Origin of the sequence: Kitasatospora sp. NPDC057965 (assembly GCF_042887135.1) — a bacterium.
GTDB lineage: Bacteria > Actinomycetota > Actinomycetes > Streptomycetales > Streptomycetaceae > Kitasatospora.
Window position 1 is genome coordinate 1 of the sequence record NZ_JBHVPZ010000056.1, and the last position, 26,491, is coordinate 26,491.

General features: G+C 71.7%; 26 protein-coding genes and 1 tRNA gene. 17 read left to right on the forward strand and 10 right to left on the reverse strand.

Annotated elements, in window-relative coordinates:
- Positions 1-197, reverse strand: a 197-nt coding sequence (locus ACFVVU_RS38005) for a hypothetical protein (protein WP_387794392.1), incomplete at its 3' end; no start/stop codon positions are given.
- Between ACFVVU_RS38005 and ACFVVU_RS38010 the strand changes: the two genes are divergently transcribed.
- Positions 187-1,029, forward strand: a complete 843-nt coding sequence (locus tag ACFVVU_RS38010) for a hypothetical protein (protein ID WP_387794390.1) — start codon at positions 187-189, stop codon at positions 1,027-1,029. The genes ACFVVU_RS38005 and ACFVVU_RS38010 overlap by 11 nt on opposite strands.
- A gap of 153 nt (positions 1,030-1,182) precedes the next feature.
- Positions 1,183-1,638, forward strand: a complete 456-nt coding sequence (locus tag ACFVVU_RS38015) for a universal stress protein (RefSeq protein WP_380715627.1) — start codon at positions 1,183-1,185, stop codon at positions 1,636-1,638.
- Positions 1,639-1,681: 43 nt separating this feature from the next.
- Here ACFVVU_RS38015 and ACFVVU_RS38020 read toward each other — a convergent pair whose 3' ends face one another.
- Entirely contained in the window at positions 1,682-2,737 is a 1,056-nt protein-coding gene (locus ACFVVU_RS38020) for a lactonase family protein (RefSeq protein ID WP_387794365.1), read from the reverse strand.
- Between the two features lie 310 nt (positions 2,738-3,047).
- Between ACFVVU_RS38020 and ACFVVU_RS38025 the strand changes: the two genes are divergently transcribed.
- Both ACFVVU_RS38025 and ACFVVU_RS38030 read left to right on the forward strand, forming a co-directional pair.
- Positions 3,048-4,877 (forward strand): glycoside hydrolase family 15 protein, encoded by a 1,830-nt coding sequence (locus ACFVVU_RS38025; RefSeq protein WP_387794366.1) that lies wholly within the window; start codon positions 3,048-3,050, stop codon positions 4,875-4,877.
- On the forward strand, positions 4,874-6,241 hold the full coding sequence (locus ACFVVU_RS38030) for a glucose-6-phosphate dehydrogenase (RefSeq protein WP_387794368.1): 1,368 nt from the start codon (positions 4,874-4,876) through the stop codon (positions 6,239-6,241). The genes ACFVVU_RS38025 and ACFVVU_RS38030 overlap by 4 nt, the downstream gene beginning before the upstream one ends.
- Positions 6,242-6,356: 115 nt before the next feature.
- On the opposite strand, the gene ACFVVU_RS38035 is transcribed toward ACFVVU_RS38030, so the two are convergent.
- The gene (locus ACFVVU_RS38035; RefSeq protein ID WP_380687062.1) at positions 6,357-6,812 is read right to left on the reverse strand and encodes an SsgA family sporulation/cell division regulator; all 456 of its coding nucleotides are present in this window, start codon (positions 6,810-6,812) and stop codon (positions 6,357-6,359) included.
- Between the two features lie 368 nt (positions 6,813-7,180).
- On the opposite strand from ACFVVU_RS38035, the gene ACFVVU_RS38040 reads away from it, so the two are divergent.
- The 3 genes from ACFVVU_RS38040 to ACFVVU_RS38050 all read left to right on the forward strand — a co-directional run bounded on the left by ACFVVU_RS38040 (position 7,181) and on the right by ACFVVU_RS38050 (position 10,429).
- Positions 7,181-8,431 (forward strand): PucR family transcriptional regulator, encoded by a 1,251-nt coding sequence (locus tag ACFVVU_RS38040; protein WP_387794370.1) that lies wholly within the window; start codon positions 7,181-7,183, stop codon positions 8,429-8,431.
- A gap of 296 nt (positions 8,432-8,727) precedes the next feature.
- On the forward strand, positions 8,728-9,585 hold the full coding sequence (locus tag ACFVVU_RS38045) for a helix-turn-helix domain-containing protein (protein ID WP_387794372.1): 858 nt from the start codon (positions 8,728-8,730) through the stop codon (positions 9,583-9,585).
- A gap of 94 nt (positions 9,586-9,679) precedes the next feature.
- Positions 9,680-10,429 carry an alpha/beta fold hydrolase gene (locus ACFVVU_RS38050; RefSeq protein WP_380687068.1) on the forward strand — a complete coding sequence of 250 codons (750 nt, stop codon included), beginning with the start codon at positions 9,680-9,682 and terminating at the stop codon, positions 10,427-10,429.
- A gap of 155 nt (positions 10,430-10,584) precedes the next feature.
- Here the strand turns inward: ACFVVU_RS38050 and ACFVVU_RS38055 are convergent, their stop codons facing one another.
- Both ACFVVU_RS38055 and ACFVVU_RS38060 read right to left on the reverse strand, forming a co-directional pair.
- Complete coding sequence (locus tag ACFVVU_RS38055) at positions 10,585-11,421, reverse strand: alpha/beta fold hydrolase (protein WP_380715626.1); 837 nt, start codon at positions 11,419-11,421, stop codon at positions 10,585-10,587.
- Between the two features lie 104 nt (positions 11,422-11,525).
- Complete coding sequence (locus tag ACFVVU_RS38060; protein WP_380688875.1) at positions 11,526-12,188, reverse strand: hydrolase; 663 nt, start codon at positions 12,186-12,188, stop codon at positions 11,526-11,528.
- 202 nt (positions 12,189-12,390) lie between these two features.
- Between ACFVVU_RS38060 and ACFVVU_RS38065 the strand changes: the two genes are divergently transcribed.
- Together ACFVVU_RS38065 and ACFVVU_RS38070 are read left to right on the forward strand one after the other, a co-directional pair.
- A complete protein-coding gene (locus tag ACFVVU_RS38065; protein ID WP_387794374.1) occupies positions 12,391-12,876 on the forward strand; it encodes a GNAT family N-acetyltransferase in 486 nt (161 codons plus the stop codon).
- 72 nt (positions 12,877-12,948) lie between these two features.
- Positions 12,949-15,963, forward strand: coding sequence for a tetratricopeptide repeat protein (locus tag ACFVVU_RS38070; RefSeq protein ID WP_387794376.1), 3,015 nt, complete (start codon positions 12,949-12,951; stop codon positions 15,961-15,963).
- Between the two features lie 76 nt (positions 15,964-16,039).
- On the opposite strand, the gene ACFVVU_RS38075 is transcribed toward ACFVVU_RS38070, so the two are convergent.
- Positions 16,040-16,459, reverse strand: coding sequence for a hypothetical protein (locus tag ACFVVU_RS38075; RefSeq protein ID WP_355364389.1), 420 nt, complete (start codon positions 16,457-16,459; stop codon positions 16,040-16,042).
- 611 nt (positions 16,460-17,070) lie between these two features.
- Complete coding sequence (locus ACFVVU_RS38080) at positions 17,071-18,858, reverse strand: B12-binding domain-containing radical SAM protein (RefSeq protein ID WP_387794377.1); 1,788 nt, start codon at positions 18,856-18,858, stop codon at positions 17,071-17,073.
- Between the two features lie 291 nt (positions 18,859-19,149).
- Here ACFVVU_RS38080 and ACFVVU_RS38085 point away from each other — a divergent pair.
- Positions 19,150-19,236: transfer RNA gene (locus tag ACFVVU_RS38085), tRNA-OTHER, on the forward strand.
- A gap of 35 nt (positions 19,237-19,271) precedes the next feature.
- On the opposite strand, the gene ACFVVU_RS38090 is transcribed toward ACFVVU_RS38085, so the two are convergent.
- From ACFVVU_RS38090 to ACFVVU_RS38100, 3 genes are all read right to left on the reverse strand, one after another.
- A complete protein-coding gene (locus ACFVVU_RS38090; protein WP_387794379.1) occupies positions 19,272-20,624 on the reverse strand; it encodes a glutamate-cysteine ligase family protein in 1,353 nt (450 codons plus the stop codon).
- Between the two features lie 203 nt (positions 20,625-20,827).
- A complete protein-coding gene (locus tag ACFVVU_RS38095) occupies positions 20,828-21,022 on the reverse strand; it encodes a DUF397 domain-containing protein (RefSeq protein WP_387794380.1) in 195 nt (64 codons plus the stop codon).
- The gene (locus ACFVVU_RS38100; protein WP_387794382.1) at positions 21,015-21,878 is read right to left on the reverse strand and encodes a helix-turn-helix domain-containing protein; all 864 of its coding nucleotides are present in this window, start codon (positions 21,876-21,878) and stop codon (positions 21,015-21,017) included. Before ACFVVU_RS38100 ends, ACFVVU_RS38095 begins: the two co-directional genes overlap by 8 nt.
- A gap of 326 nt (positions 21,879-22,204) precedes the next feature.
- Here ACFVVU_RS38100 and ACFVVU_RS38105 point away from each other — a divergent pair, with 326 nt between their 5' ends.
- The 7 genes from ACFVVU_RS38105 to ACFVVU_RS38135 all read left to right on the forward strand — a co-directional run bounded on the left by ACFVVU_RS38105 (position 22,205) and on the right by ACFVVU_RS38135 (position 25,143).
- Entirely contained in the window at positions 22,205-22,573 is a 369-nt protein-coding gene (locus tag ACFVVU_RS38105) for an ATP-binding protein (protein ID WP_380687289.1), read from the forward strand.
- The gene (locus ACFVVU_RS38110) at positions 22,570-22,815 is read left to right on the forward strand and encodes a hypothetical protein (protein ID WP_387794384.1); all 246 of its coding nucleotides are present in this window, start codon (positions 22,570-22,572) and stop codon (positions 22,813-22,815) included. The genes ACFVVU_RS38105 and ACFVVU_RS38110 overlap by 4 nt, the downstream gene beginning before the upstream one ends.
- Positions 22,803-23,042 (forward strand): hypothetical protein, encoded by a 240-nt coding sequence (locus ACFVVU_RS38115; protein WP_387794386.1) that lies wholly within the window; start codon positions 22,803-22,805, stop codon positions 23,040-23,042. Before ACFVVU_RS38110 ends, ACFVVU_RS38115 begins: the two co-directional genes overlap by 13 nt.
- Positions 23,039-23,221, forward strand: coding sequence for a hypothetical protein (locus ACFVVU_RS38120; protein ID WP_380687284.1), 183 nt, complete (start codon positions 23,039-23,041; stop codon positions 23,219-23,221). Before ACFVVU_RS38115 ends, ACFVVU_RS38120 begins: the two co-directional genes overlap by 4 nt.
- 129 nt (positions 23,222-23,350) lie before the next feature.
- Complete coding sequence (locus tag ACFVVU_RS38125; protein ID WP_387794391.1) at positions 23,351-23,620, forward strand: hypothetical protein; 270 nt, start codon at positions 23,351-23,353, stop codon at positions 23,618-23,620.
- Entirely contained in the window at positions 23,613-24,218 is a 606-nt protein-coding gene (locus tag ACFVVU_RS38130) for a DUF6879 family protein (RefSeq protein ID WP_380687282.1), read from the forward strand. The genes ACFVVU_RS38125 and ACFVVU_RS38130 overlap by 8 nt, the downstream gene beginning before the upstream one ends.
- 316 nt (positions 24,219-24,534) lie before the next feature.
- Positions 24,535-25,143 carry a tetratricopeptide repeat protein gene (locus ACFVVU_RS38135; RefSeq protein ID WP_387794388.1) on the forward strand — a complete coding sequence of 203 codons (609 nt, stop codon included), beginning with the start codon at positions 24,535-24,537 and terminating at the stop codon, positions 25,141-25,143.
- The last annotated feature ends 1,348 nt before the right edge of the window (positions 25,144-26,491 follow it).

The window sequence follows — 26,491 nt, forward strand, 5'->3', positions numbered from 1 at the left end:
GAGACGATCACGACGCCGCCGTCCGAGGCGACCGTCGACGTGACGCCGCCGGTTGTTCCGTCGGTGAGCATCAACAAGGAGGTCTGCACCTCGACCAACGCCGCTGACTGCGCCGAGGGTGGCCCGGGTCCGTGGGCGAAGAGCACCACGGTTCCGTCCGGCAACACGGCGTACTGGCGGATCACGGTGACGAACACGGGCACGGTCCCGGTAACGGGGATCACGCTGACGGACAGTGTCTCGCCGTCGTGCGTGACGGCTGCCGGGTCGTTCGACCTGGCTGTCGGTGGGTCGCGTCAGGTGTTCTGCAGCCTGGCGAACGTCACCCAGCACACCGTCAACACCGTGACGGCCACCTTCCCCGGCCCGAACGGCCCGATCACCACGCCGCCGTCCGACGCGACCGTCGACGTGACGACGCCGGGTACCCCGTCGATGACCATCAACAAGGAGGTCTGCCTCCCCGAGAAGGACCGCGACTGCGGCCAGGGTGGTTCCGGGCCGTGGGGCAAGGAGGCGACCCTGCACAAGGGCGATGCCTCCGAGGACCCCTGCCTCCCGGACCAGTGCGTGGCGCACTGGCGGATCACGGTGACCAACACCGGCCCGACGGACATCACCGGCATCACGCTGAGTGACCCGCAGGAAGTCTCCTGCGAGACGGCGGCCGGGACGTTCAACCTGGCTCCGGGCCAGACCGTGATGTTCTACTGCTCCAGCCTGATCACCGAGGACTTCACCAACACGGTGAGTGCGTCGGGCTTCGGTCCGGACGGCAGGCCGGTCAGCAGCGGGCAGTCGTCCGCGCTCGCCCGGTGCCTGCCGCCGTGCCCCGAGGAGGACCACGGCCATGACGACGACCACGGCCACGGTCACGGTCACGGCTACTTCGACGAGGGCTGGCGGCCGGAGGGCCTGAGCGGTGCCTGGCAGCCGGACAGCAGCCTGACCGTGCCGTCGTACGGCCTGGACCGCGACGCGGCGGAGGCGTTCGGCGTCATGCTGCCGGTGCTCGACTGGATGGGCTGACCGAGCCCGTAACCGAATGACGGGTGGCCCCGGGAACGGAGACGTTCCCGGGGCCACCCGCCGTTCGCGGCGACCCCCGTCCGGCCCTGCCGGACTGCGCGGGGCGGGGGGTCGGCGCGAGGGTGGGGGAGGGCGTCGAGCCGAGGAGGAGGCATGGCGGAGCAGCGTGAGGAGACCGGCCGCATCGTGGTCGGGGTGGACGGGTCGGAGCCGTCGAAGCATGCGCTGCGCTGGGCGGTGCGGCAGGCGGAGCTGACCGGAGGCGTGGTGGAGGCGGTGATCGCCTGGGAGTACCCGACGTTCCACGGCGCGCGCGGCTGGTTCCCGCCGGGGAGCACCGACGAGGCGGAACTGGAGGGCAAGGCGCGCCGGGAGGCCGCGACGGCCGTGGCGGCCGCGGTCGGCCCGCAGCCGCCGGCGGAGGTGCGGATCGTGGCGCGCTACGGCTCCCCGGCCGGCGCGCTGATCGAGGCGTCCCGGGGCGCGTCCCTGCTGGTGGTGGGCAGCCGGGGGCTCGGCGGCTTCTCGGGGATGCTGCTGGGCTCGGTGGCCCAGCACTGCACCCGGCACGCCACCTGCCCGGTCCTGGTGTACCGCGACGGCGGCTGACGGCCTCCCGTGGGCGGAGCCGTCAGCCGCCGCCCGGCAGCGGTCAGCCTCGGCCGAACACGACGGTGGACGCCGCGGGCACGGCCAGCGAGCCCGCGCGGCGGGGCAGGCCCGTCGCGGCGTCGACGTCGAACCAGGTGACGTCCCCCGAGCGCTCGTTCGCCGCGTAGAGGCGGCGGCCCGCGGGGTCGAGGACCAGGTCGCGCGGCCACGCGCCGCCGCACGGCACCGACGCCACCGGCCGCGCCCCCTCGCCGTCCGCGTCGAGCGCCAGCACGGAGATGGTGTCGCTGCCGCGCACCGCCACCCACAGGTAGCGGCCGTCGCGGGAGACCACCGGGGCCGAGGGCAGCACCGGGACCTCGGGGGCGGCGGGGAACAGCGGGGCCTCGCCGACCGGTTCGAGCACCCCGGTGGCCGCGTCCCAGCGGCACACGGTCACGGCGGGGCGCAGCTCGCCGAGCACGTACGCGTGGCGTCCGGAGGGGTGGAAGGCGAGGTGGCGCGGGCCGGTGCCGGGCGGCAGGACGGTCTGCCCGTGCAGGGTCAGCTCACCGGTCGCCGGGTCCAGGGCGCAGATCCGCACCGCGTCGGTGCCGAGGTCGACGCTCAGCACCCAGTGGCCGGACGGGTCGGGGAGCACCTGGTGGGCGTGCGGGCCGCGCTGGCGCTCGGGGTGCGGCCCGGCGCCCTCGTTGCGCAGCACGGTGCTCGGGGCCTGCGGAGCGCCGTCGGCGGCGAGCGGCAGCGCGGTGACGCTGCCGGAGTCGTAGTTGGCGGTCAGCAGGTGGCCCTGGGCGAGGGCGAGGTGGGTGGGCCCGTCCCCGTGCACCGGTACGGGTGCGCCGAGCGGGCGGGGGAGCGGACCGGAGAGGTCGTAGGCGGCGACCGCTCCCGGCGCCGTCTCCGAGACGGCGTAGAGCACCGGGCCGCCCTCCGTGTGCCCGACGGCGAGGTAGGACGGGTCCGGGACGGCGTCGACGGCGCCGGTCGCGGTCAGCGCCCCGGTGTGCGGGTCCACCGCCGCCACGACGATCCCGGGTCCGCCCGCCGAGGTGAACGACCCGATGTAGACCGGCTCCGCGCCCCTGTCCTCCACAGCACCCTCCGTCGTCCCTGCTCCGCCGTCTGCCGCGAGCGCTCCGACGCTAGCAGCCGGCCCCGCCACGCCGGGAGGCGGCGGAAGGGCCGTCCCGGGCGGCCCGTGGATTTCACCGGAACGCCCCGCCGCCGCGGCGGCCGGGTCGCGCTCCGGGACGGTTGCGGCGACGGTGGGAGGAGCAGCCCGGACGGGGCCGGCCGGCCCCGTCCGGCGGGGGAGGGGGCGAGGTCCGACCGCACCACCGGCCCGGCGGTGCGACCTGCGGGGGAGCGGACGAACTCTCCCGGCGCTGCGGAAGCGAGGCGGCATGCACGACCCCGATCCACCTTTCCGGCCGGTCCTGCGGCGGCACGGCTACCTGCCGCTGGAGGACCTCGGCCTCATCGGGGACGGCACCACCGCCGCCCTGGTCGGCCGGGACGGCTCCATCCCGTGGCTCTGCCTGCCCCGGTTCGACGCCGAGCCGTTGTTCTGCGGCCTGCTGGACCACGCCCGGGGCGGGCACTTCACCCTGGCGCCGGAGGACCTGGTCGAGGCGCGCCAGCGCTACGAACCGGACACCGGCGTCCTGGTCACCGAACTGCGCTCCCGCACCGGCCTGGTGCGCGTCACCGACGCGCTGGCGCTGCGCTCCGGCGCCGACCTCGCCGACGACGCCCCCGCCGACCGCTCCGAACTGGTGCGCTCCGCCGTGGTGCTGGACGGGCGCGTCCGGCTGCGTGCGGAACTGGAGCCCCGTGGCGGCGCGCGGACCAGGGCGCTGTTCAGCGGACTGGAGCTGCGCCCCGTCCGGCGGCCGGGCCTGCGGCTCCACCTGCGCTCCAACCGGCCGCTGCCCGGCCTGCACAGCACCCACGACCTGCGCCAGGGCGAGCGGCTCGACCTGGTGCTGTCCTGGGGCCGCTTCCACCGCCACCACCGGGTCGACACCGACGCCATGCTGAAGGGCACCGCCGACGCCTGGCGCCACTGGATGCGCCACTTCGACTACGACGGCCCCCAGCAGGCCCTGGTCAGGCGCGCCGCCGTCACCCTGAAGCTCTGCGACGACTGGGCCAACGGCTCGCTGGTCGCGGCGCCCACCTCCTCGCTGCCCGCGCCGATCGGCGGGATCCGCAACTGGGACTACCGTTACAGCTGGATCCGCGACGCCGCGTTCGCCGTCTTCGCGCTGCGCCGGATCGGCTTCCGCGGCGAGGCCGACGCCTTCCTCGGCTGGGTGCTCGACGCCTTCGAGGACAGCGGCCGGCCCCGCATCATGTACGACCTGCGCGGCGGCCCCGTGCCGGCGGAGGTCGAGGACGGCGAGCTGGAGGGCTACCAGCGCTCCGCCCCGGTGCGCTGGGGCAACGGCGCGGCCGACCAGCGCCAGCACGACGTCTACGGCGAGATCCTGGACTGCGCCGACCAGTGGCTGCGGGCCGGCGGCGAGATCCAGCCCGCCCTGTGGGCCGGCCTGGCCGGCCTCGCCGACGCCGCCGAACAGGCCTGGCGCGAGCCCGACCAGGGCATCTGGGAGGTGCGCAGCGAGGGCCGGGTGTTCACCTACTCGGCCGGACTGTGCCAGGTGGCCCTGGACCGGGCCGCGCAGATCGGCGAGCGGCTCGGCCTGCCGATCAGCACCGGGCGCTGGCGCGCCTCGGCCGATCACCTGAGCCGGCTCATCCTGGAGCAGTCCTGGGACGAGGAGGCCAGGACCCTCAGCGCCCACCTGGACGGTGGCGGCGTCCTGGACGCCAGCCTGCTCGCGCTCCCGCTGCGGCACGTGGTGCCGATCGACCACCCGCGGATGGTGGCGACCGCCGCCGCCGTCGCCGAGCGGCTGTCCGCCGGCGGCGGGCTGCTCCACCGCTACCTGCACGAGGAGTCCCCGGACGGCCTGGCCGGCGACGAGGGCGCCTTCGTGCTCTGCAGCTTCTGGCTGGTCGACAACCTCATCGGCCAGGGCCGCACCGAGGAGGCCGAGGAGCTGTACACCTCGCTGTGTTCCCGGGCGAGCCCGCTGGGGCTGATGTCGGAACAGATCGACCCGTCCACAGGAGAGTTCATGGGCAACTTCCCCCAGGCGTTCAGCCACATCGGGATCGCCGCCAGCGGCGTGAACCTGGCCCGGGCGAGGGCGGGGGTACGGCGATGATCGAGCGGCTCGCCGTCTTCGGCGCGACCGGGGACCTCACCGCCCGCTACCTGCTGCCGGCGCTGGCCGCCCTGCGGGCCGGCGGCCACCTCGGCGACCGGCTGGTGCTGACCGGCGCGAGCCGGGAGGACTGGTCCACCGAGCGGTACCGGGAGTGGGCCGCCGAGCAGCTCGACCGCCACGGCGAGGACTCCCCGGCCGAGGCCAGGGCGGCCGTCACCGCCTCGGCCCGCTACCTGCGGGCCGACGTCACCAGCCCCGAGGACGTCGCCGCGGCGGTCGCCGGGGAGGGGCCCGTCGCCGTCTACCTCGCGTTGCCCCCGGCGCTGTTCCCGGCCGCGGTCTCCGCCCTGCACCGGGCCGGGCTGCCGGCCGGCAGCCGGATCGTGCTGGAGAAGCCGTTCGGCGAGGACCTCGCCGGCGCCGAGGAGCTGAACCGGCTGATCGCCGGCCTGGTGCCGGAGCGGGCGGTGTTCCGGGTGGACCACTTCCTCGCCATGACGACCGTCCAGAACGTCCTCGGCAGCCGGCTGGCCAACCGGATGCTGGAGCCGATCTGGAACAGCACCCACATCGCCGAGGTCGACATCGTCTGGGACGAGACGCTCGCGCTGGAGGGCCGGGCCGGGTACTACGACCACGTCGGCGCGCTCAAGGACATGATCCAGAACCACCTGCTGCAACTGCTCTGCCTGGTGGCCATGGAACCGCCGATCACCCTCGGCGAGCGCGACCTGCGCGACCGCAAGGTGGACGTGCTGCGCTCCGTCCGGCCGCTGACCGAGAACGACGTGCTGCACCGCACCCGCCGCGCCCGTTACCTGCCGGGCAGGATCGGCGAGCGCTCCGTCCCCGCGTACACCGAGGAGGAGGGCGTCGACCCCGGGCGCCGGACCGAGACCTTCGCCGAGGTGGAACTGGAGCTGAACAGCTGGCGCTGGGCCGGCACGAGGTTCCGGCTGCGCAGCGGCAAGGCCCTCGGGGCGGACCGCAAGGAGGTGGCGGTGCGCTTCCGCCCGGTGCCCCACCTGCCCTTCGGCCACGGCGGCGAGGCCCGGCCGAATGTGCTGCGCTTCGAGCTGGAACCGGAGGGGCTGTCCGTGGACCTGACCGGCATCGGCGTCCGGGCGCACGAGCTGGCCCCGCTGTCGCTGACCGCGGAGATGGACCCCGCCGAGCTGCCCGCCTACGGCCGGCTGCTGCTCGACGTGCTGACCGGCGACCCGGCGCTGTCCATCCGCGGCGACGAGGCCGAGGAGGCCTGGCGGGTCCTCGCACCGGTGCTGTCCGCGTGGGAGCGGGACGTGGTGCCGCTGGAGGAGTACCCGGCCGGCTCGGAGGGCCCGGCCCCGCGGTACCCGTAGGCGGGCGGCGCGCGCCGTGCGTCGTGGTGATCGGGGTCTCCGTAGGCCCTGCTGCCGGGCCTGTTGTCCGGCCGGTGATCTTGTCGGTCCGTCGGTCCGTCGGTCCTTCAGCCCTTCAGTCCGTCAGACCGTCCAGCTCGGTCGCCCAGTCGATCAGGGTGCCCTCGGTGCCCCGGGGGACCAGCGCGAAGCTCTCCCGCCGCAGCCAGCGCCGCAGCTGCCGGGACGGCAGGTCGAGGAGCACCGAGCCGTCCTGCCCCTGGAGCATGATCCGCAGCGAGGCGCGGCCGTGGCAGGTGCAGGGCGGCCAGATCCGCACGTCGCCGTGGCCGGCGGGCCGCTGCAGCCCCTCCCAGAGGAGGTCGCGGGAGAACTGCCAGGTGCCCGCCTCGGCGGCGGCGCCGAGGAACTCCAGGGCGACGGCGAACGGGTCGTCGCCGCGGTAGGCGAAGCGCACGGGGATGTCGAGGGACTGCGCCTCGCCGAGCACGATCCGCGCGTCGAGCACGATGTCGGTGCTCGCGGCCTCCGGGCGGGGCCGGGGGCTGGGGAGCGGGTGGGGCGCGGACATGGGTTCTCCTGGGACGTGGTCGGGGCCGGACGCGGCACCGATCGGTGCGGGGCGAAGAGGGGCCGTCCGCCGGCGTCACCGGCGGCACGATGCTCTCGCCTCGGGCCCTGGGAGCTGCCGGAGCTGCCGGGGAACAGGGGGGAGGCGGATTCACTCCCAGGTTAGGAGAGGGCGGGGGAGCGGGATGTGCCGGTGGTGCACCGCGGCATGACGATCCGCGCACCGTCCGGCCCGCCGTACCGGGTGGGACGCGGACGTACCGTCCGGTAATCGCAGCTCAGCAGGGCGCTGAGCGGGCGTCTTCTCGATTTGTCGAAGGTTTGAGCCGTCGGATTCGCCTCTTGTATGAAGGCGGCCGGAGGTTACCGATGATGAAGAGGTGGATCCAGCGCGCGCTACCCGGTGGCGAGGCGCTGCAGTCGCTGGTGGACGGCCTGGCCGAGGAACTCGGACGGTCCGTCGTCCTCGACGACCCGCTGGTGCGCCTGATGTGCGCCAGCCGTCACTTCGGTGACGAGGACCCGGTACGCGTGCGCACCCTCCTGCAGGGCATCGCGGACGACGAGGCCATCCGCCACGTGGTGTCCCAGGGCGTGACGGGGTGGACCCGACCCGGCTACCTGGAGGGTCGCGACGACCTCGGCCTCAAACCGCGCTACTGCGTACCGATCCTCGAACGCGGTTACATGCTGGGCATCCTCATGGTCGTGGCGAAGGACGGCGACCTCACCGCGGCCGAGACCGGGGCCATCGCCCGGACCGCCCGCGCCGTGGCCGCCGAGATGTACGCCGAGCGCCTGGCCGCCGACACGGACCAGGAGCAGACCCGCGACCTGGTGAACCGGCTGGTCGGGGCGGACTCCGCGCAGCGCAGCGCCGCACGCCGGCGCCTGCTGGACGACGGCCTGCTGCCCGCCGGCCCGCACGTGGTGGTGACCGTCGTGGCCGTCGCAGGCCTGCGCGGGCCCTCCGGCCGGGTCGGGACGGCGCTGCGCGGCGCCCTGGAGCCGTTCCGTCAGACCCGCACGGCCCACGGCCTGTCGGCGGTCGACCAGGACCGGGCGGTCCTGGTCCAGGTCTTCGACCGCGAGCCGGCCGAGGAGGAGCTGGAGCTGCAGGCCCGCGGCGTCGTCCGCTCCCTGGGGACCTTCCTGGACCGGGGCGCGACCACCCTGGTGGGCGTGGGCGGACGCCGGGCCGAGCTCGCGGACGCCTGGATCTCCCACGACCAGGCCCGGGTGGCGCTGCGCGCCGCCCGCCGGATGCCCCGGCTCGGCGGCATCGGGGACTGGGAGCGGCTCGGGGAGTACGCCGTGCTCCTCCAGCTGCCCGACGAAGCGCTCGACGACTCCCTCGTCCCCGAGCCGCTGCGCCGGCTGCTGGACGGCGGCGGCAACGCCCGCCTGGAGGAGACCCTGCGCTGCTTCCTGGAGAACGCCGGCTCGGTGCCGAGGACGGCGGAGATCCTGGAGGTCCACCGCACCTCCCTCTACTACCGCCTGCGGCAGATCCAGGAGATGACCGGCCTGGACCTCGACGACGGCGCGCACCGGCTCGTCCTGCACCTGGGGCTGCGCCTGTGGGACCTGGTCCGCGCTCCGGCCGATCAACCGTCCTGACCTGTGGTGACGCCCTCGGTGGCGGCCGGTTTCGACAGATCGAGGACGCCCGGTTGCTACAGAGTGATGAAGCTTCGTCGGGCAATCCCTACGTCGGGCGGTGGTCCGCGGGGCGGGCGGGCGGCAAGAATCGTCACCACGAGCTGCCACTCCCCGTCGTGACGCGTTCCTCCCCTGACGCGGCACACCCCTCCGCTCTTCCGAGCGTCCTCTTCTGAACGTCCTCTTCTGAACGTCCTCTTCTGAACGATACGAACCGGTCGGAGCCTCCCGTGATCCAGTCGGGTCCCTCGCCCATGCCCGAAACCGGGCCCCACCAGCCCCACCAGGCTGCCCTGACCGCTCCCGACGGCGGCGCAGGCTGCATCGACGTCCTCCCGCCGCCGCCCGGCACCGACCCCGAGGACTGCCTGTACGTCGCCCTGCACCTGCAGGGCGCGGCCTCCGTGCGCCGCGACGGCGCCAGCACCGTCCTGGAACCCGGCGACCTGCTGATCGGCACCACCCCGCACCCGGCGGGTCTGCTCGCCGACGCCGGGTGCCGGATGGTCCGCTTCCGCGTCCCCTGCTTCTACCTCGGCGTCCGGCACGGTGACGTACGGCGCACCGGAGGCCTGCTGGCCCGCGGGGACGAGGGCATCGGCTCGCTCGCCTCCCAGTTCCTGCGCACCCTCGCCGCCCAGCCCCCGGTCCACCGGGCCCGGCACGGCAACCACCTCGCGCGCAGCGTCTCCGACATCGTCGCCGTCCTGGTGGCCGAACTGCTGGAACGGGTCGACCCCGAACACCCGACCGCCGCGGCCGGGATCCTGGCGCGGATCCGCGAGCACATCGAGGAGAACCTCGCCGACCCGGAGCTCTCGCCCGAGTCGATCGCCCGCTCCCAGCACATCTCGGTGCGCTACCTGCACAAGCTGTTCCAGCAGGACGGCACCACCGTCGGCCAGTGGGTGCGCGGCCGGCGGCTGGACGCCTGCCGCCGGGACCTGGAACGGCCCACCCGCCGGCAGAGCAGCGTCGCCGCCGTCGCCCACCGCTGGGGATTCGTCAGCCACTCCCACTTCAGCCGTGCGTTCCGCGAGGCCTACGGGGTCTCGCCGCGCGAGTGGCAGAGCTACGCCGCGCACGCCGACGCCCGGCAGCGGGCCTCCTGATCCCCTTCCCCCACCAGCCCGCCGGCCGACGGGGCCCGCCGATTGACGCGCGGCGCCCCGTCGGCCCGCTGCCATGAGAAAGGCCGACACCGGCATGCCCACCACCAGAACCACCGTCGTGCTCGTCCACGACGGCTGTTCCGACCCCACCACCTGGGTCGGCGTCGTCGCCGAACTCCACCGGCGCGGCCTGACCGTGCTCGCCGCGGCCAACCCGCTGCGCGGACTGGCCCACGACGCCGCGTACCTGGCCTCCGTGGTCGCCGGGATCGACGGCCCCGTCGTGCTCGTCGGCCACTCCTACGGGGGCGCCGTGATCACCGAGGCCGGCGCCGCGCCGAACGTGGTGGCGCTGGTCTACGTCGCGGCCTACCTGCCCGAGGTCGGCGAGAGCTACGACGCGCTCGCGGGCCGCTTCGCCGCCTCGCCGCTGATCTCCCGGCTGCGGCGCACCCCGTTCGCGAACACCACGGCCGGTGCGGACGGCACGGACGGCACCGAGCGGGAGACCGAGGTGTCGGTGCCCGGGGACTGCTTCGGCCCCTACGTCGCCGGCGACCTCGACCCCGAGGTGGCGCAGGTGCTCGCCGCGCTGCAACGGCCGGTCGCCGAGCGGGTGTTCACCGACACGCCCACCGTGGCGGCCTGGCAGGCCAAGCCCGCGTGGGCCCTGGTGGCCGGCGCCGACCGCGCCCTGCCGCCGCCGCTCCAGCGCTTCACCGCCGGACGCGCCGGCGCCACCGTCCTGGAACTGCCCGACGCCTCGCACTCCGTGGCCGTCTCCCGACCCTCGGCGGTCGCGGAGTTCATCCACGACGCCGCCAGGTCGGCCGCCGCCTCCTGAACCACGCCCACGGGGCCCGCCGTCCTCGGCGGGCCCCGTTCGCCGTTGCGCCCGGCTCGGCAGGCCGTCGTGCCCGGCGCTGCATGCGTCCGCGCCCGGCCCCCGTGGTGCACGGGAGCCGGGCGCGGACGGTTCGGCCTCGCCGCCTGCTTCGCCTACTTCGCCAGGAACGCCAGCAGCGCGGCGTTGACCTCCTCGGCGTGGGTCCAGAGCAGGCCGTGCGGCGCGCCCTCGATCTCCACGTAGTCGGCGGAGGGCAGCGCCTTGTGGAACCGGCGCGCGGTGGCGTCGATCGGCAGCGTGCGGTCACCGGTGCCGTGCAGGATCAGCGCCGGGATGTCGATGCCGGCGACGTCCGCGCGGAAGTCGGTGTACCAGGTGGTCGGCGCGGCCGAGGCGGCGAAGGCGCCGCCGCTCGCCGCGACGTTCCAGCTGTTGCGGACGGCCTCCTCGCTGATCCGGGTGCCGAGGTTCTCGTCCAGGTTGTAGAAGTCGTTGAAGAAGTCGGTGTAGAAGGCGAACCGGTCGGCCTTCACGGCGGCGACGACGCCGTCGAAGAACTCCTTCGGGGCGGCGCCGTCCGGGTTCTCGTCGTTCTTCAGCAGCCACGGCTCCAGCGAGGCGAGGAAGGCGACCTTGGCGATCCGCTCGGTGCCGTACTTCGCCACGTAGCGGGCGGTCTCGCCGGTGCCCATCGAGAAGCCGACCAGGACGGCGTCCCGGACGTCCAGGGTCTCCAGGACGGTGTTCAGGTCGGCGGTGAAGGTGTCGTAGTCGTAGCCGGTGGTCGGCTGCGAGGAACGGCCGAAGCCGCGGCGGTCGTAGGTGATGACCCGGTAGCCGGCGTCGAGCAGGGCGGCGCTCTGCCGCTCCCAGGAGGCCCCGTTCAGCGGGAAGCCGTGGATCAGGACGACCGGCTGCCCGGTGCCGTGGTCCTCGTAGTAGAGCTCGATCGGGGCGGTGTTCTCCTGGCCGACGGTGATGAACGGCATGGTGGGTGCTTCCTTCCGGAGGGGTGTGCGGGGCTGCTGGGGGTCGGGCCCCTGCCGCACTTCTGGTGCGGCAGGGGCCCGTGTCACGCGGTGGCGGGGGAGGGTCAGCCCGCGGCGTGCGGGTTGATCATCGACTGGGCGTAGACCAGGCCCAGGCCGTAGGTGCCACCGTGCTCCTTGACCAGCTCGGTGACCGGGACGTAGGTCTCGCCGCGGGCCCAGTCGCGCTGGAGCTCCAGCAGCACCTGGATCCAGGTGACGGGCACGGCGCCGGCGGCGGTCATCCGCTGCAGGGCGTGCTCGTGGGCCAGCGGGCTGACGCCACCGGAGGCGTCGGCGACGACGTACACCTCGTAGCCCTGCTCCAGCGCGGAGAGGGCCGGCAGGACCAGGCAGACCTCGGTCCACAGGCCCGACAGGATGATCTTCTTGCGGCCGGTCGCCTTGACCGCCTCGACCAGGGCCTCGTCCTCCCAGGCGTTCATCGTGGTGCGGTCGATGACCTCCTGGTCCGGGAAGACCTCGCGCAGCTGCGGGAGGATCGGGCCGGAGAAGGACTCGGCGGCGACGGTGGAGAGCACGGTCGGCACGTCGAAGACCTTGGCGGCCTTCGCCAGGCCGACGGTGGCGTTGATGATGGCGGTGCGGTCGCCGCTGCCGGTGCCGAAGAACATCTGCGGCTGGTGGTCGACGAACAGCATCATCGAGTTGTCGGGGGTGAGCAGGTCCGGGCTCGGGGCGGCGTGGACCGAAGCGATGTCAACCATGGTTGTTTTCCTTATCCGCACAGGTGAGTGACGTGACGTCAGGCGCGTTCCGGCTCCCCGGGGCGCTTACGGGAGCGACGCTAATCCGGGCGGACGGGCCGGTCTGCTCGCTCTGCGTCCGGCCGTTGTCCCGACAGCGCACGCCCGCCCCGGGGCGGAAAGTCCCGCGCGCCACGGGCGGTTCGTCCGTACGCTGTCCCGAATGGAGATCCGCATCGCCTCCGACGAGGACTGGCCGAGCATCTACCCCTTCTACGCCGCGATCATGGCCGAGGGCCGGACGTACGCCTTCCCCGAGCGGCAGACCCTCGACGAGGCCAGGCCCTGGTGGATGGAGCGGCCCCCGGGCCGCACCGTGGTGGCCGTGCTCGACGGGCGGATCGTCGGCTCGGCGAAGATGGGCCCCAACAAGCCCGGCCGCGGCGCGCACATCGGCACCGCCTCCTTCCTGGTCGACCCCGCCTTCCAGGGGAGGGGCATCGGTCGCGCGCTCGGTGAGTACGTCGTCGAGTGGCACCGCGAGCAGGGCTTCCGGGGCATCCAGTTCAACGCCGTCGTGGAGACCAACGAGTCGGCGGTGCACCTCTGGAAGTCCCTGGGCTTCGAGGTGGTCGGCACCGTCCCGGGGGTCTTCGACCACCCCGAGCACGGCTACGTCGGACAGCACGTGATGTTCCGCCGCCTCTGAGTTCCGCCGCCGCTGAGCCCGCATGTGCGGGAACATGGTGCCGGCGGGTCGTGTTCTCCGGAGGGGCGGCGGGTGGCGGGGCAGGGGTTATCACGGCAGGAACTGATCCGGCGCCAGCGTCGGAACGGGTTCGTCGGGCGACGCGGGGAGCTGGCGTCCTTCCGGGACGCGTTGCAGCGGCCGTCGGAGGAGCTGACCCAGTTCCTCTTCCACATCCGGGGCCCGGGCGGCGTGGGGAAGTCCACGCTCGTACGGCAGTTGGAGAGCGCCGCGCACGAGGCCCGGGCCGTCACCGCCTACGTCGACGAGTCCGTGACCGGAGTCGTCGAGGCGATGACGGCCATCGGCGCCCAGTTCGCCCAGCAGGGCACACCCCTGAAGCGGTTCGACAAGCTGCTGGCCACCTACCAGCAGCGCCGCCACGAGGCCGACGCCGGAGCCGCCGTGGGCCAGGGGCCGCCCGGTCCCTCACCGTCGACCGCCATCGTCTCCCGGGTCGGCCTGGTCGGGATGGGCATGATCCCCGGCGTCGGCGCAATCACCGGCGCACTCGACCCCAACCAGGTCGCGGCCGGGGCGGAGCAGTTGCGGGGGATGCTCAGCGCCCGCCTGCGCAGTTACGACGACGTGCAGTTGGTGCTCTCCCCGCTCCAGGTGCTCACACCCGTCTTCCTCCAGGACCTCGCCGAGGCCGCGTCGCGCCGACCGTGGGTGGTGCTCTTCTTCGACACCTACGAGCGCACCGGCCCACTGCTCGACGACTGGTTGCGCGATGTCCTGGTCAGCGAGCGATACGGCGAACTGCCCGCGAACGTGCTGGTGGTCACGGCGGGCCAGGCCCGGCTGGACCCGAAGTACTGGAGCGACTGGCACGACCTGGTCGTCGACCTGCCGCTGGAGCCGTTCACCGAGGCCGAGGCGCGTCAGCTCCTCGCGGCGAAGAACGTGACGGACGAGCGCACCATCGAAGTGATCCTGCACCTGTCCGGGCGGCTGCCGCTGCTGGTGTCCACCCTGGCGGAGGCGCGGCCGGTGGACGCGGCGGACGTCGGCGACCCGAGCGGCACGGCCGTCGAGCGGTTCCTGAAGTGGGAGACCGAACCGGCCCGCCGTGAGGCGGCCCTGGCCTGCGCACTTCCGCAGGAACTCGACGAGGACGTCTTCTGCGCGGCCGTTGACGACCCGGAGGCCAGGGAACTGTACGGCTGGCTGCGGTCGATGCCGTTCGTCATCGACCGCGCCGGCCGCTGCCACTACCACGAGGTCGTCCGCACGGCGATGCTGCGCCTGCAACGCCAGCGGTCACCCTCGCGGTGGCAGGAACAGCACACCCGTCTCGCGGACACCTTCCGGGAGTGGCAGGTCCGGCTCGACGACGGCACGGGAGGCTGGAAGGACGAACGCTGGCGCGCCTTCCGGTTGCAGGAGATCTACCACCGCCTGTGCGCCGACCCCAACACGGCCCTCCCGCGGGCCCTGCACGACCTCCTGTACGTTCAGGACCACGATCCCGCCGCCCTCCGTCGCTGGGTCCAGATGCTGACCCGGGCGAGCCGGGACGTCGGTGCGCGCGAAGTGCGGGAATGGGCGGAGCACTTGCTGACTGCCCTGGATGCTCCACAGCCGGGCGCCGCAGCCATGACCCTGCTGCTGTCCCGCGCCACTCTGGATCCGGCGGGCCGGGCCTACGCGTACCGGCTACGGGGTTGGGAGCACATTGGCACTGATGAGTACGACCGGGCAGTGGCCGACTGCACGGCAGCGCTCGCCCTCGAACCGGAGTCGGCTCCCGCCTACCGCGGCCGCGGCTTCGCGTACCACCTGACCGGCCGCCTCGAGGAGGCGTTGGCCGACTTCGACCGCAGCATTGAGTACGGCCTTCGCGATGCTTGGGTGCTGGCCAGACGGGGCGAGACGTACCGCCTGTGGGGGCGGTACGCGGAGGCGTTGGCCGACTTCGACTGTGTGGTGGACATCGACCCGGAAGCCGCCTGGACGATTGCCAGTCGAGGCCAGACGTACGGCGCTGTGGGGCGGTACGCGGAGGCGTTGGCCGATTTTGACCGCGCGATCGAGCTTGAGCCCGACAGTGCATGGATGATTGTCGAACGGGGCCATGTTCTCGAGTCGACCGGCCGCCTCGAGGAAGCGCTGGCTGACTTCGACCGCGCCGTTCAGATCGCGCCCGGTGTGGCCTGGACATTTGCTGGTCGCGGTGAGGCGTACCGCCTGCGGGGGCGGTACACGGAGGCGTTGGCCGACTTCGACTGTGCGGTGGACATCGACCCGGAAGCCGCCTGGACGATTGCCAGTCGAGGCCAGACGTACGACGCTGTGGGGCGGTACGCGGAGGCGTTGGCCGATTTTGACCGCGCGATCGAGCTTGAGCCCGACAGTGCATGGATGATTGTCGAACGGGGCAGTGTCCTCGAGTCGACCGGCGGCTACACGGAGGCGTTGGTCGAGTTCGGTCGTGCCATTGAGCTCAGGCCCGGTCGGGCGGTCGACTTCCGATATCGTAGTCAGGTATATCGACTGTTGGGACAGTACGAAGAGGCCCTGGCCGATGTCGCCTGTGCGCTCGACATCGACCCGGACAATGGTTGGTCCCTGGCCGGGCGTGGCTTGATCTACCGCCTGATGGGCCGGTACGAGGAGGCCTCGGCGGATTTCGACCGTGCGTTCGACGTCACCCCGGGCAATTGCTGGTTCCACTACGAGAAAGCGGTCGTGCTGCACGCCCTCGGTGATCCGGAACGGGACGGACACCTGGCAAGGGTCGTTGAACTGGTCAGGGCCGCGCTGTCCGAGGAAGCGCCCGCCGAGATCGCGGATCTCGGAAACCTCGTCCTCGCCTACTCGGCGATGCTGCAGCGGGAAGAAGCCGAGCGTGCGCTCGACGACTTCTTGAGTCTCGGACCGCCCGCCGGCCGGATCGGCGAGCTGATGATTGCCCTCGCCACCCAGGTGCGCGTGATTCCGGAGGCCGGTGGCAACGTCGCGCTGCTCCGCCGCCGGCTGGAGGACGCCCTCCCCGAATCCACGCCGCCCGCCCTCCGGGAACTGCTGCGACGGGACCGCGGCTGACCCGGCCGAGCCGCGAGCGGTGAGGCCGCCCCTCGCTCCGCCGAGCGAGGGGCGACCTCGGTTCCGGTGGGCCGGGTCAGCAGTTCACGACGGTCGAGATGGTCGAGGTCGACGGCCACCAGCCGGGCTGGTTCACGGTGAACTGGGCGGTCACCGTGGTGCCGCAGGGCACGGTGCCGGTGACGCCGCCGACCTCGGCTCCGCCGACCGGGATCACAACGGTCGGGTTGACGGTGGCGAACGGCGGGCTGGTGATGCCGGCGGTGCTCAGCTGGAACGAGACCTGCTGGTCCTGCCAGGTCGGGTCGGTGGTGACGCGGCCGAACGCGTACACGTGGTTTCCGTTGGTGTTGATACAGGCCCTGACGGTGACCAAGTTCGGCGCACCCGGGGTTCCGCACACGGTGGTGCCCACCGTGCCGGCGGAGGCGGTCTGGACACCGGTCAGTGCAGCCAGGGCGGCGGTACCGGCGAGAACGGCGGCAATGCGCTTCATGGGGTTCCTCCTTCGTTGGGTGTTCCCGGTGGACACCGGGAACACATGTGACATGTCACATCGCTCTCATTGGATTGTGACAGGCCACTACGAAGGGGGATAGTCGCCTGTCCTGTCAGCAACCGGCCACTTGCTGACGGATCCGGCGGTCATGTCACCCGGCCTCGCCACCCTGCGGGAGTGCCGTACGAACTCGCCGCCGTCCTAGGAGGTTTCGACCTGCTCAGGAGTCTGGCTTCCGCGAATCTGAGAGCAGATGTCGCCCCGCTCCGACAGCGCATGGGGCTGGTGCTCGTCACCGGCCAGGAGGCGCCGGGCCCGAAGGGGCTGCTGTTCCAGCAGGACTTGAGCCGCTGGTCCCGGGGCAGGCCGATCGCCTCCGTGGAGGTGAACTTCCACGGAGGGGACGGCTATCGGACCGCTGCCGGGTGGAGAGCCGGTGCGAAGGTGTGGGAGGTCCGGTCCGTCATGCTCCGCCCCGGCATCACCACCAGCCCACGCACCGTCCTCATCGACCGAGGAGCCCGAGCATGCCTGCTCGGACTCCTCGGCACCGACGAAACCCGCCCCCGCCGGCTGGAAACCCGAAACCCCATGTGCGAGGTCACCGGTCAGCGGACGGTGGCCGCACCGTCCGTACTGCCCGCACCGGCCTCGGCGGCCTCGGCGGCGTCCAGCCGTGCGGCGATGTCGCGGGCGTCCTCGAACGTGGTGGGCGCGGCGCGCAGGCCGAGCTCGTCGTGGAGCGCGCTGGCGATCTTGGACAGCCCACGCTTGAGGTGGCTCGCCGGGATGGAGGGTTCGGCGGGGCGGTGGGTGCGGAGGACCTCGGCGTCGGCGCGCAGCTGCTCCAGGGTGAACCGGCCCCGATTGGTCCACCACGGTACGTCGGAGGTGACCTGGTAGGCCCAGTGCCGGCGGCAGGCCTCTTCGAGGAGGTCGCGCACGGCTTCGACACGCTTACGGCTGAGCCCGCCCGTGGTGTAGCGGAACTGGTCGCGGTTGAGGTTGAGCAGCTTCCGGTCCTCGCCGGTCACCTGGAGCCCGGACAGCTGGTGGAGCGAGGCGGCGCTCTCGTCCGGGGCCCGCCGGGTGAGCCGGTAGCGGCCGGACTTGATGGTCAGGATGTGCTCGCCGTGCTCCTCCAGGAAGGGCAGCCAGCGCAGCGAGCGGTTGATCGGCTCACCGGGCACGCCGACGATGATGAAGACATGGACCTGGATTCCGGCGTCGTGCAGGTTCCGGAGAATGCGCCCGTAATTCGCCGGGTGGTTCCAGGGTTTCGCTTCCTGGCGCAGGGTGTCCGGATCGAGCGATTCCAGGCCGAGTTGTACGGCGCTGCATCCGGCTTCGGCCAGTGCCCGGCAGGTCTCCGGCTTCAGCAATTGATCACTCGCGGTCAGATAGCATTGCCAGGTGGCCCGGTGCCCGATGCGCGCGAGTTCCCGTCCGATTCTGAGCTGCCTGGGGATGGTGAGGTATTCGTCGACGAAATCGACGCGTTCGACGCCGAGCGCGGCGATGTGTTCGGCGACGCGGCGTTCGGACATCACCCGGGGTTTGTGCAGGAAGCTGTCGCTGCCGGCCGCTATCGAGCAGAACCCGCAGCGCATGGGGCAGTTGGACATCGTGTAGAGGGGCGGCACGAAGTCGGGGCTCCACTGCCGGATGCCACGGTCGAACACCGGGGTGGGCAGCGACTCGTAGTCGACGGGGGCGGGAGTGCGCGGATTGACGCGCACGGTGTCCCCGTCGCGCCACACCACGCCCGGTACGGTGGCCGGCTCGGCCCCTTCGACCAGCGCGACCACGGGCCGGAAGCCCTCGGCGTAGACGATCGCGTCCCAGTGGTCGAACAGGGCGGCGAACGCGGGGTCGTGGTAGGCGTCCATGGTGCGGGCCCAGTAGTTCCCGCCGAGGAACAGCCGTACGTGCGGCAGCCGCTCCCGGACGAGGCTCGCGAGCACGCAGGCGCTCACCAGCTGCCGCTCGTCGGCGACGCTGATGCCGACGACGTCCGCGCCCGCGGCGCGGATGCGGGCCAGCTCCGTCCCGGCGAAGTAGTCGTGGAAGACGTGCTCCTCGCGGTGGTCGAGCACCCACCGCAGTTCGCCGACGTCGCCCTTGAAGTACCGCGAGTCGCACTTCACGTTGTTGCGCTCGACCCCGAAGTCCTCGAACGCCGAGGCCGTGCTCGCCGAGACCTCCTCGAACAGCCGGCGGGCGTCGTGGCGCCGCAGGATCGAGGCGCCGGGATCGCGGATGGTGCGCAGGGCCTCGTCGACCGGGTCGCCGCCGTGCCGCCGCAGGACGTGTTCGACGGCCTCGACGTAGCCGTAGTGCTGGACGACGTGGTGGCCGCGCTCTTCGAGGATCGCGGTGAGGTAGGCAATTCCCATGGGCAGGTGCCAGATGCTGGAGGCCGGTGGATAACTCAAGAAAACCGAGCGCTGGTCAGGCACTGGATCTTCCCCCTGTCGGGCAAAGGGAGCCAACTGGCCCGAGGGTACGGCGGTATTCCGGTCGGGACAAGGGTGGCCGCCGGGCGGCGGCCGAATTATTGAAAGGGATCTTGCGATCGGGAATTGATCTCCGGGGCGATTGTTTCCGGACATCCGTCATTGATCTCCGACGCGTTCTTCACGCGCTGCCGGACGGCTGTTAGCGTTGTTCCTGTCGGAGTTCGACAAGCCGGGGTGGCGGAAGTGGCAGACGCGCTCGACCTCACGGTCGGGTGTCCCCCAGGGGGCGTGAAGGTTCGAGGCCTTCCCCCGGCACCGAACGGTCGGACCGAGTGGTCGGGGCCGCGCGGTCAGACGCGGAAGTGCGCGACATAGCGGCGCGGATCACGCCGTAGGTCCGTTTCCCAGAGGTGGGCGCACTGCTCGGCGAAGGTCCTGCCGGTGTGCAGCACCTCGTCCAACGGGTCGAGGTAGGAGGGCGTCTCGGGGCGCTCCAGGCCGGCGGCGGCCCGGGCCCGCAGCCCCTCCCGGGCCAGCCGGACGAGCTCGCCCGCGAGTTCGTGCACGCGGTCGCCGCCGAGCATCGTGCGCAGCCCCTCGGTGGGGAAGTCCTCCGCCGCCGACTGCAACTGTCCCGCGCTGTAGTGCCTCAGCAGCTCCCAGGCCGCGTCCCGGGACGGGGCGTGGTAGCTGAGCCCCGTCCACAGCGCGGGCACGACCTGGAGGTTCTGGTACGCGGGGCCGTCGGCCGCGCGCAGTTCCAGGGTGCGGCGGACCCTGACATGCGTCCAGATCTGCGCCAGATGGGCGGTCCAGTGGCTGAACAGCGGCCGGGCGCCGTCGGCGAACCCGTCCCGGAGGAGCGAGGCGAACGGCCGGTCGGGCGGCGCGGGCCGGAGCCCGCCCGTCCGGTCCTGGTAGTAGACCATCGGGATGCTCAGCGCCCAGTCGACCACGTCGTCGATGCCCACATCCCCGCGCAGGGCCGGCCGTACCAGACCGGAGCGCTGCGGGTCCGTCAGCAGCCAGTCCCGGCAGCGGTGCGAGAGCAGCCCGTCGAGCCGGCCCCCGTACAGCGGTGAATTGACGAGCAGCGCGGCGATCACCGGCGACGCGGCCGCCTGCATCCGCAGCTTCCGGGTGAAGTCGTCCTCGGAGAGGTAGTCGAGGTTCACCTGCGTGCACGTCGACAGCGGCAGGAGTCGCACTCCGCCGTTGCCTGCCCCGTCGAAGCGCTCGAAGTGCCCACGCAGGATCGGGCCACGGCTCAGGGGTACCCAGGGGACGGTCTCGATCCGGTCGAACGGCAGGTAGGCGCCCGGCAGGAGTGCGAGGTCGAAACGCCGGAGGAGCTCCGCCAGCCGGACGAGAGTGAGCCGTACGTCGTCCACCGCCGTGGCCAGATCGGCCGCCGGCGGGCCCGAGTACTCCAGCTGGCCGCCGTGTTCGAGCCCGATCAGGCCCCCGTCGGCCAGCTCGACCCCGACCGGTTCCCCCGCGTCGAACAGCACCTTGCCGTCCCACTCCGCGAGCACGGCCTCAAGGACGGCCCGCATACCGTTCCGCCCCGGGTAGGGAGTGGCGAGCCCGGTCCGTGGGTCGACCACGCCGCACTCGATCTCCAGCCCGATCCGCTCGGACGCCGTCGCCGGCGCTTCCAGCGGCGATCGGAGCTCGTCCCGACCCAGCCCAGCCGTATCCATCCGCCCAGCCTCCTCGCACCCGGACAGCCGCACGGCCGCACAGCCGCGCGCGTCGACGTCAGCGACCAGTGAACCCCGCCTCCCGGAGCGCGCCCGGTAGGCATCGCTCCGACGGCGGACGGGTACGCCCGACCGGACCTGTGCGCGGTGGACGGGACCGGCCCGCGCCCTGCTCCCACGCTCCCGTGCCCGCCACCGTCGTGTCAGCCGGCGTGGTGGTCGAACGTTCCTGCCTTGGTGTCACGGAGGAGCGCGGCGAACCTGGCAGGGGTGGTGCGGACGATGACGTTGCCGTCGTCGGACTCGCGGAGTTCGATCACCTCGTCCGTGGCGCGTACCTCGATGCACTCGTCGTTTGCGCCGGAGTAGCTGGACTTCTGCCAGGCAGCGCTACGCATTCTTGCCGTCCACTTCCTTCTTGATGGACTCGATGAAGCCCCGGGAGTCCTCCTTCGAGAGGGCACGCGAGTCGAATCGAGCGATTAGAGATCGGAACCTTGTCGTGTGGGACGGGGCATCGAAGATTCGAATGCCGAGGCCCGTGTCCATCTGCGCGGTGTCCAGCTCGGGGATCGGCCCGTCCGCGTAGGTGAAGTTCTCGTTGGAGCTCGGCATGGCGTCGACGTCGAACGGGATCACTCGGACTGAGATGGTCGGGTGCTCGGAGTCCTCGATGAGGGCGTCGAGCTGCTCGGCGAGGACGGCCGGACCGCTGAACTTCATGCGTAGCGCCGCTTCATGGATGAATGCGGAGTACGGCGTCCTACCGGATCGGACGACACGCTGTCGTTGCATGCGGAAAGCTGTCCTGAGGTCGACTTCGTGGCGTGGCAGTGGCGGGAAGGTCTCGGCGAAGACCGCAGCGGCGTAGCGGCCGGTCTGGAGCAGGCCGGGAACGAAGGCCATCGTGAAGGTGGTGAGCCGCCGAGCGTGGCTCTCGAACTCCGCGACATCGACGAAGTCCGTCGTGAGGACTCCCCGGTACTCCTCCCACCAGCCGGGCCTCTCCCGCTCCGTGATGATGTTCGCGAGGGCCTCGATCAAGGGCTCGTTGGCGCACATGCACGCCGACGCGACCGTGCGCAGGCGCTCCACGCTGATGCCGATCTTCCCCGCTTCCATCTGTGTCACCTGCGCCGGGTTCATGCCGACGGCACGACCGAGCTCACTGCCGCCGAGGCCGGCCTGCTCGCGCATTCTTCGTAGCTCTGCACCGAGCCTTCGCTGACGGAGGGTTGGGTTCGTGCGAGCCATTGGATCCTTCCAGGACAGGAGTGGTCCCAGTCTGCCGCGCTGGTCGAGGCGCGGTCCATTTTGGGCCCTCAATGCCACGTTAGAGGGAATATCAAGCAGCCATGGAAAATTTCACATGCCTCTGCGTTATGGTCTGTGCCATGCCGATCCGACGGATCGTCAGTAACGCCTGCTTTCAAGGGCAGTAGGCGCCTCCTGCCCTCCCGCACCGCAGAGCAGCCACACGTGGCAATTCACCAGCCCCGCCCTGGCCTGGCTCACGGCGACGTCTCCGTCGACCGATCGACGACGAACCCCACTGCACAACCCCACTCGGAGGTTCCCTCATGCGTGCCTTCAACCCGCCCGACTGCTCCATCGCCCGCGCCGAACTCCGCGCGATCCTCAGCTCCGCCGGGTGGCCGCCGGACGTCATCGCCGACGCCGAACTCGCGTTCCACGAGCTGTACATCAACGCCTGGCAGCACGCGGGCTCGCCGGCGCCGTCCGTCCTGGTCTCCCTCAGGCCCACCACCCTCCGCGTCTCCGTCTGCGACGACTGCCCGGACCTGCCGCCCGAGCCCTGCACCCCCGCCGACCCCTACTCCCTCTCCGGGCGCGGCCTCCACCTCATCCGCGCCCTCACCCACCGCTTCGGCGCCACCGCCACCAAGACCGGCAAGGTCACCTGGTTCGAGCTGGACGCCGCCGCGTGAGCGGCCCCATCGCCCCCGACGACAGGTACCTCCGCACCTACACCGAGCCCGAGGTCACCGCCCTCCTCGCCGAACTCCACGAGCGCGGCGCGCCGTTGGGCATCCAGTGGGACTTCGCCCGCGTCAACGGCGTGACCACCGAAGGTCACCTCCTCGTCGACTTCGGAGACACCTCCGTCGCCACCCTCCTCAACCTCCTCCACGTCCTCCGGGAGTGGGGTGACCGGCCGTGGGAGTCGTGATCCCCCTCGTCACCGGGTCGGTGTACGCCGAGCGGACCACCGTCGCCTACCTCACCACCGATGCCGTCCCGGACACCGCCGTGCAGCTCCGGGCGGCCGTCGACCTCGACATCCACGTCGGCCCGGGCGAGGAGCTCGCCCTCGCCCTCACCCGCGAGCAGGCCGAGGAACTGCTCCACGGCCTCGCCGCCCGCCTCGGCCACCGCGTCATCGGGGCCGGTCGATGAGTCTCACCGGCGCCGGCCTCCTGGTCGGCGCCGCCCTCACGGTCCTGCTCGCTCTCGCCTTCGCCACCGTCTTCCTCGGTGTCATCGCAACGCTGCGAATCTCCCGCTTCGACGCCCACCCACCCCACCCCGACGACCAGCCCAACCACCACGACCCCACCCGGGACATACCCACCTGACCACCCCGGCCGCCCACCGCCGGGCCGATCCCCTCCTCGTGGCGCCCGGGAGCCGGAAGAGGATTGACGATCGGCCCGGCCGCTTTGTACGGTGTGTAGCCACCTGCTCACGCGATACTCGGAGGCGTGATGAGCCAGCCCTGGGAAGCTGATCCCGGTGCCGCGCTGAGTCGGCGCATGGGTAGAACGCCAACCGAATTGGGCACCACGGGTGGGCGGGACGGCTGCCCCGACGTGTGGGAGCTCTCGAATGGTGACTTCGCCGTCATCGGGCGGGACCTGACAGCGGCATACCGAGCAGGACTGCCTCAGGACGTGGTGGTCGGTGAGGGTGAGCGTCTCGTCGTGATTCCCCGGGCCACGCTCCTGTCCGCGAAGGCGGACCTGCCGGATGCGTGACCTCCTGGCCGACGTGCCCGGAGACCGACTCCTGGTCGACGAGTACCGGAAGGACTTCCGGCAGCGGGACTTCGCGTTCGACGGCTACGATTCGTGGAAGCTGGAACGCAGGCAGGACTTCCAGGAACCTGAGGACGACAGCTGGCTTGCGTATTCCGCAGGCGATCACGGACGGGCGTTCGAGCTGATCGAAAGCCGGCGTGGCGAACTGCTCCAACTGTCGCGTCTGGCTGCCGAACACGCCTGTCGGCTGCTGCGTGTGCGCGTGGTGGAGTTCCCGCTCACCCCCTATCTCGCATGGGAGTTGCGGTTCCTGCGAGTGCGGGCGGAGTGCGGTGAGCTGATCCGGGTCGTCGGTCCTGAGGTCGTCGCCCCGTACGAACAGGCCGGTCCGCTGCCGGAGCTCGTGACCCTGGGCCCGGACACCGTCTACGACATCTCGTACGACGTGCGCGGCCTCCTCGGCGGTGCGACCCGTCATCTGGACCCCGCTGCCAGGGATCGAGTGGCCGGATTCATCGCCCGCCTGTACGACCAGGGCGAGGACATCAGGACCTTCATGGCGCGTGAGGCGGTCGGATCACCGGTGGAGCGCTGATCGATGACGCGGGAAGAACCCTGGGCCCAGCCGGGAAGCAGCAGTTCAAGCATGTCCGGATCCGCAGGCAATGTCGTCCAAGCCCGGGACATCCAGGGACCGGTCCACATCCGTGCCGCTCCCTCGCCCGAAACCGGCGGGCCCGGTGAACCCGTGCCGCGGCAGCTGCCGACAGACGTCCGCGGGTTCGTCAACCGGGCCGCCGAGCAGAAGGCCATGGACCGGTTGCTCGCGGAGCAACCGCCTGCCGCTCAGGTTCTCGTGGTCACCGGCACCGCCGGGGTCGGCAAGACCTCATTGGCGCTCCACTGGGCGCATGCGGTCCGAGGACAATCTCGCGGCCGCCACCCGGACGGCGGCTGCCATGGGCCTGGACGAGGCCGCCTGGCAGCTCGCGGTCGTCCTTCGTGCCTTCTACATGGTGCGCAATCCCTTCCAGGACTGGTTCGCCACCTCCCGCCTGGGACTGGAGGCCGCACGGCGCTGTGGGGACCGGCACGCGCAGGCGGAGCTGTACGAGAGCCTGGGCATGGCGTACACCCAGTCCGGCCGGCTCGACCAGGCCGCCGAGGAGTACCAGGCCGCGCTGGAGATCCGTCGCGAGCTCGACGATCCCGCTGGTGAGGCGTTGACCCTCAACGGGCTCGGCCTGCTTTCCTTGCGCCAACGCCGACTGGCGGAGGCTCGTGACGCCTTCACGATCGCTCGTGAGCTGTTCCGGTCGCTCGGCGATGCCCACTGGGAGCCTCGGGCGGCGGTCAATCTGGCCGAGGCCCACCTGGCTCTCGGCGCACCGGCCGAAGCGGAGCAACTGATCCGATCAGGCCTGGAGACGTTCCGCGACAGGGCCGATCGGTGGTCCGAGGGAAACGCTCTGTGCCTTCTCAGCAGGCTCCAGCTCGAAAGAGGGCAGGCGGGCGAATGAGTCAACTGGCGGGTAGCCAGGCCCCCCGTCCCGGAACGGGGACCCATTCCGTGATCCACAGCGGCCCGTCCGCGCACTCCCTGCGGACTCCTTCACCGGGCTCGCTGCGGGACCGGAGGACGGCCGCCCAATGGCCGTCCACGACAGCGAGGGACCCGGGAACGGGAAACAGCCCGAACCGGAAGGCGCGGACCAGGTTGTGGATGTCCATGCGGCTCGCCGACCAGTCGATGACGGCGTCCTCCGGGCCCGTCACACCCTCGTAGCCGGCGTCCTCCGAGTCTTGGGCGGTTCCGGTGTGCCCGCTCGCTGCCAGTTCCAGCGCCTCCGAGAGCAGCTCACGGGACAGTGAGCGGACCTGTTCGAAGACCAGGTCGCCGTCCAGGTCATACGGACGGCACGTGCAGATCGGCGAATCCTTCCGGGCCGTAAAACATCAGCACGATCCGTAGCCTGTCCGGCACTGGTCCTCCTGTGCTCCGCGAAAGAGGCTCTCGAAACTACATCACCTTGGATCTGCTCGTGCCCTGGACGGAGACACGGAGGAACAGCCGACAACACCGTCCTGGACGTGGGGCCGTTTGCAGATGCACACCGAAGTTCTCCGAACGCGAGGAGACTTTGTGCGCAAGGCTCGAACTGGGTGGGGATTGTGTGAGGGGTGCGGGTCACACGCACAAGTGAATATCGGGCAATCCGGGTGCGGAGGGTCCGGTTCTCCCACTGTGCTGGGAAGGCTTGGTCGGGCGGGGCGAGGGTGGCCGTCGGTGACGAGAGTGGGGGACCGTGGAACGCACACGAATGCGGACCAAGTGCGCGGCAGGGGTCGCGGGGCTGGTGATGACGGGGATCAGCGGTTGCGGCGCGCTGCCGGAACCGGTCCCGGACACACCGAGGGCCGGCCAGGTCTCGACGTCGGCCGATTCCACGGAGGTCCCGAGCCCATTGCTCCCGGTGGCCGGCGCCGCCGCCGCACTTTTCGTGGGCGTCGGTGGCGTCCTGCTCGTGCTCTGGTGCGACCGCAGAGCCGCGACCCCTGGACCGCCGCCCTCCACCCGCCCAGGCCAGGGCGAGCTGTGACCGGCGACGACTTGCCCCCACTCCGGGGGAGGGGTAGTGTTCTCTAGTCGCTCGGCAGGGAGCACCGGACACGCATCGGCGCGGACGGTCCCGGAGCGGCCAATCCTCTGGAAATGCCTAAGTCTCCCCGGCACGGGGTTTATTTGGCGTGTGCATTTTCGGGAATTGCGGCCGGATTCGCTTTTCGGAGCGGGGATCGGTTAGAGTTTGGAACGTCGGACGGGGCGTCAAGCCGCAGAAGACACCAGCGAGTTGGATGAAGGAAGCG

Bases quoted from the DNA above. Each gene is read 5' to 3' on its own strand.
- ACFVVU_RS38015 (WP_380715627.1), top strand. From the start codon at position 1,183: ATGGCGGAGCAGCGTGAGGAGACCGGCCGCATCGTGGTCGGGGTGGAC.
- ACFVVU_RS38025 (WP_387794366.1), top strand. From the start codon at position 3,048: ATGCACGACCCCGATCCACCTTTCCGGCCGGTCCTGCGGCGGCACGGC.
- ACFVVU_RS38030 (WP_387794368.1), top strand. From the start codon at position 4,874: ATGATCGAGCGGCTCGCCGTCTTCGGCGCGACCGGGGACCTCACCGCC.
- ACFVVU_RS38035 (WP_380687062.1), bottom strand. From the start codon at position 6,812: ATGTCCGCGCCCCACCCGCTCCCCAGCCCCCGGCCCCGCCCGGAGGCC.
- ACFVVU_RS38040 (WP_387794370.1), top strand. From the start codon at position 7,181: ATGATGAAGAGGTGGATCCAGCGCGCGCTACCCGGTGGCGAGGCGCTG.
- ACFVVU_RS38045 (WP_387794372.1), top strand. From the start codon at position 8,728: ATGCCCGAAACCGGGCCCCACCAGCCCCACCAGGCTGCCCTGACCGCT.
- ACFVVU_RS38050 (WP_380687068.1), top strand. From the start codon at position 9,680: ATGCCCACCACCAGAACCACCGTCGTGCTCGTCCACGACGGCTGTTCC.
- ACFVVU_RS38055 (WP_380715626.1), bottom strand. From the start codon at position 11,421: ATGCCGTTCATCACCGTCGGCCAGGAGAACACCGCCCCGATCGAGCTC.
- ACFVVU_RS38060 (WP_380688875.1), bottom strand. From the start codon at position 12,188: ATGGTTGACATCGCTTCGGTCCACGCCGCCCCGAGCCCGGACCTGCTC.
- ACFVVU_RS38065 (WP_387794374.1), top strand. From the start codon at position 12,391: ATGGAGATCCGCATCGCCTCCGACGAGGACTGGCCGAGCATCTACCCC.
- ACFVVU_RS38075 (WP_355364389.1), bottom strand. From the start codon at position 16,459: ATGAAGCGCATTGCCGCCGTTCTCGCCGGTACCGCCGCCCTGGCTGCA.
- ACFVVU_RS38080 (WP_387794377.1), bottom strand. From the start codon at position 18,858: ATGGGAATTGCCTACCTCACCGCGATCCTCGAAGAGCGCGGCCACCAC.
- ACFVVU_RS38090 (WP_387794379.1), bottom strand. From the start codon at position 20,624: ATGGATACGGCTGGGCTGGGTCGGGACGAGCTCCGATCGCCGCTGGAA.
- ACFVVU_RS38095 (WP_387794380.1), bottom strand. From the start codon at position 21,022: ATGCGTAGCGCTGCCTGGCAGAAGTCCAGCTACTCCGGCGCAAACGAC.
- ACFVVU_RS38100 (WP_387794382.1), bottom strand. From the start codon at position 21,878: ATGGCTCGCACGAACCCAACCCTCCGTCAGCGAAGGCTCGGTGCAGAG.
- ACFVVU_RS38105 (WP_380687289.1), top strand. From the start codon at position 22,205: ATGCGTGCCTTCAACCCGCCCGACTGCTCCATCGCCCGCGCCGAACTC.
- ACFVVU_RS38120 (WP_380687284.1), top strand. From the start codon at position 23,039: ATGAGTCTCACCGGCGCCGGCCTCCTGGTCGGCGCCGCCCTCACGGTC.
- ACFVVU_RS38125 (WP_387794391.1), top strand. From the start codon at position 23,351: ATGAGCCAGCCCTGGGAAGCTGATCCCGGTGCCGCGCTGAGTCGGCGC.
- ACFVVU_RS38130 (WP_380687282.1), top strand. From the start codon at position 23,613: ATGCGTGACCTCCTGGCCGACGTGCCCGGAGACCGACTCCTGGTCGAC.
- ACFVVU_RS38135 (WP_387794388.1), top strand. From the start codon at position 24,535: ATGCGGTCCGAGGACAATCTCGCGGCCGCCACCCGGACGGCGGCTGCC.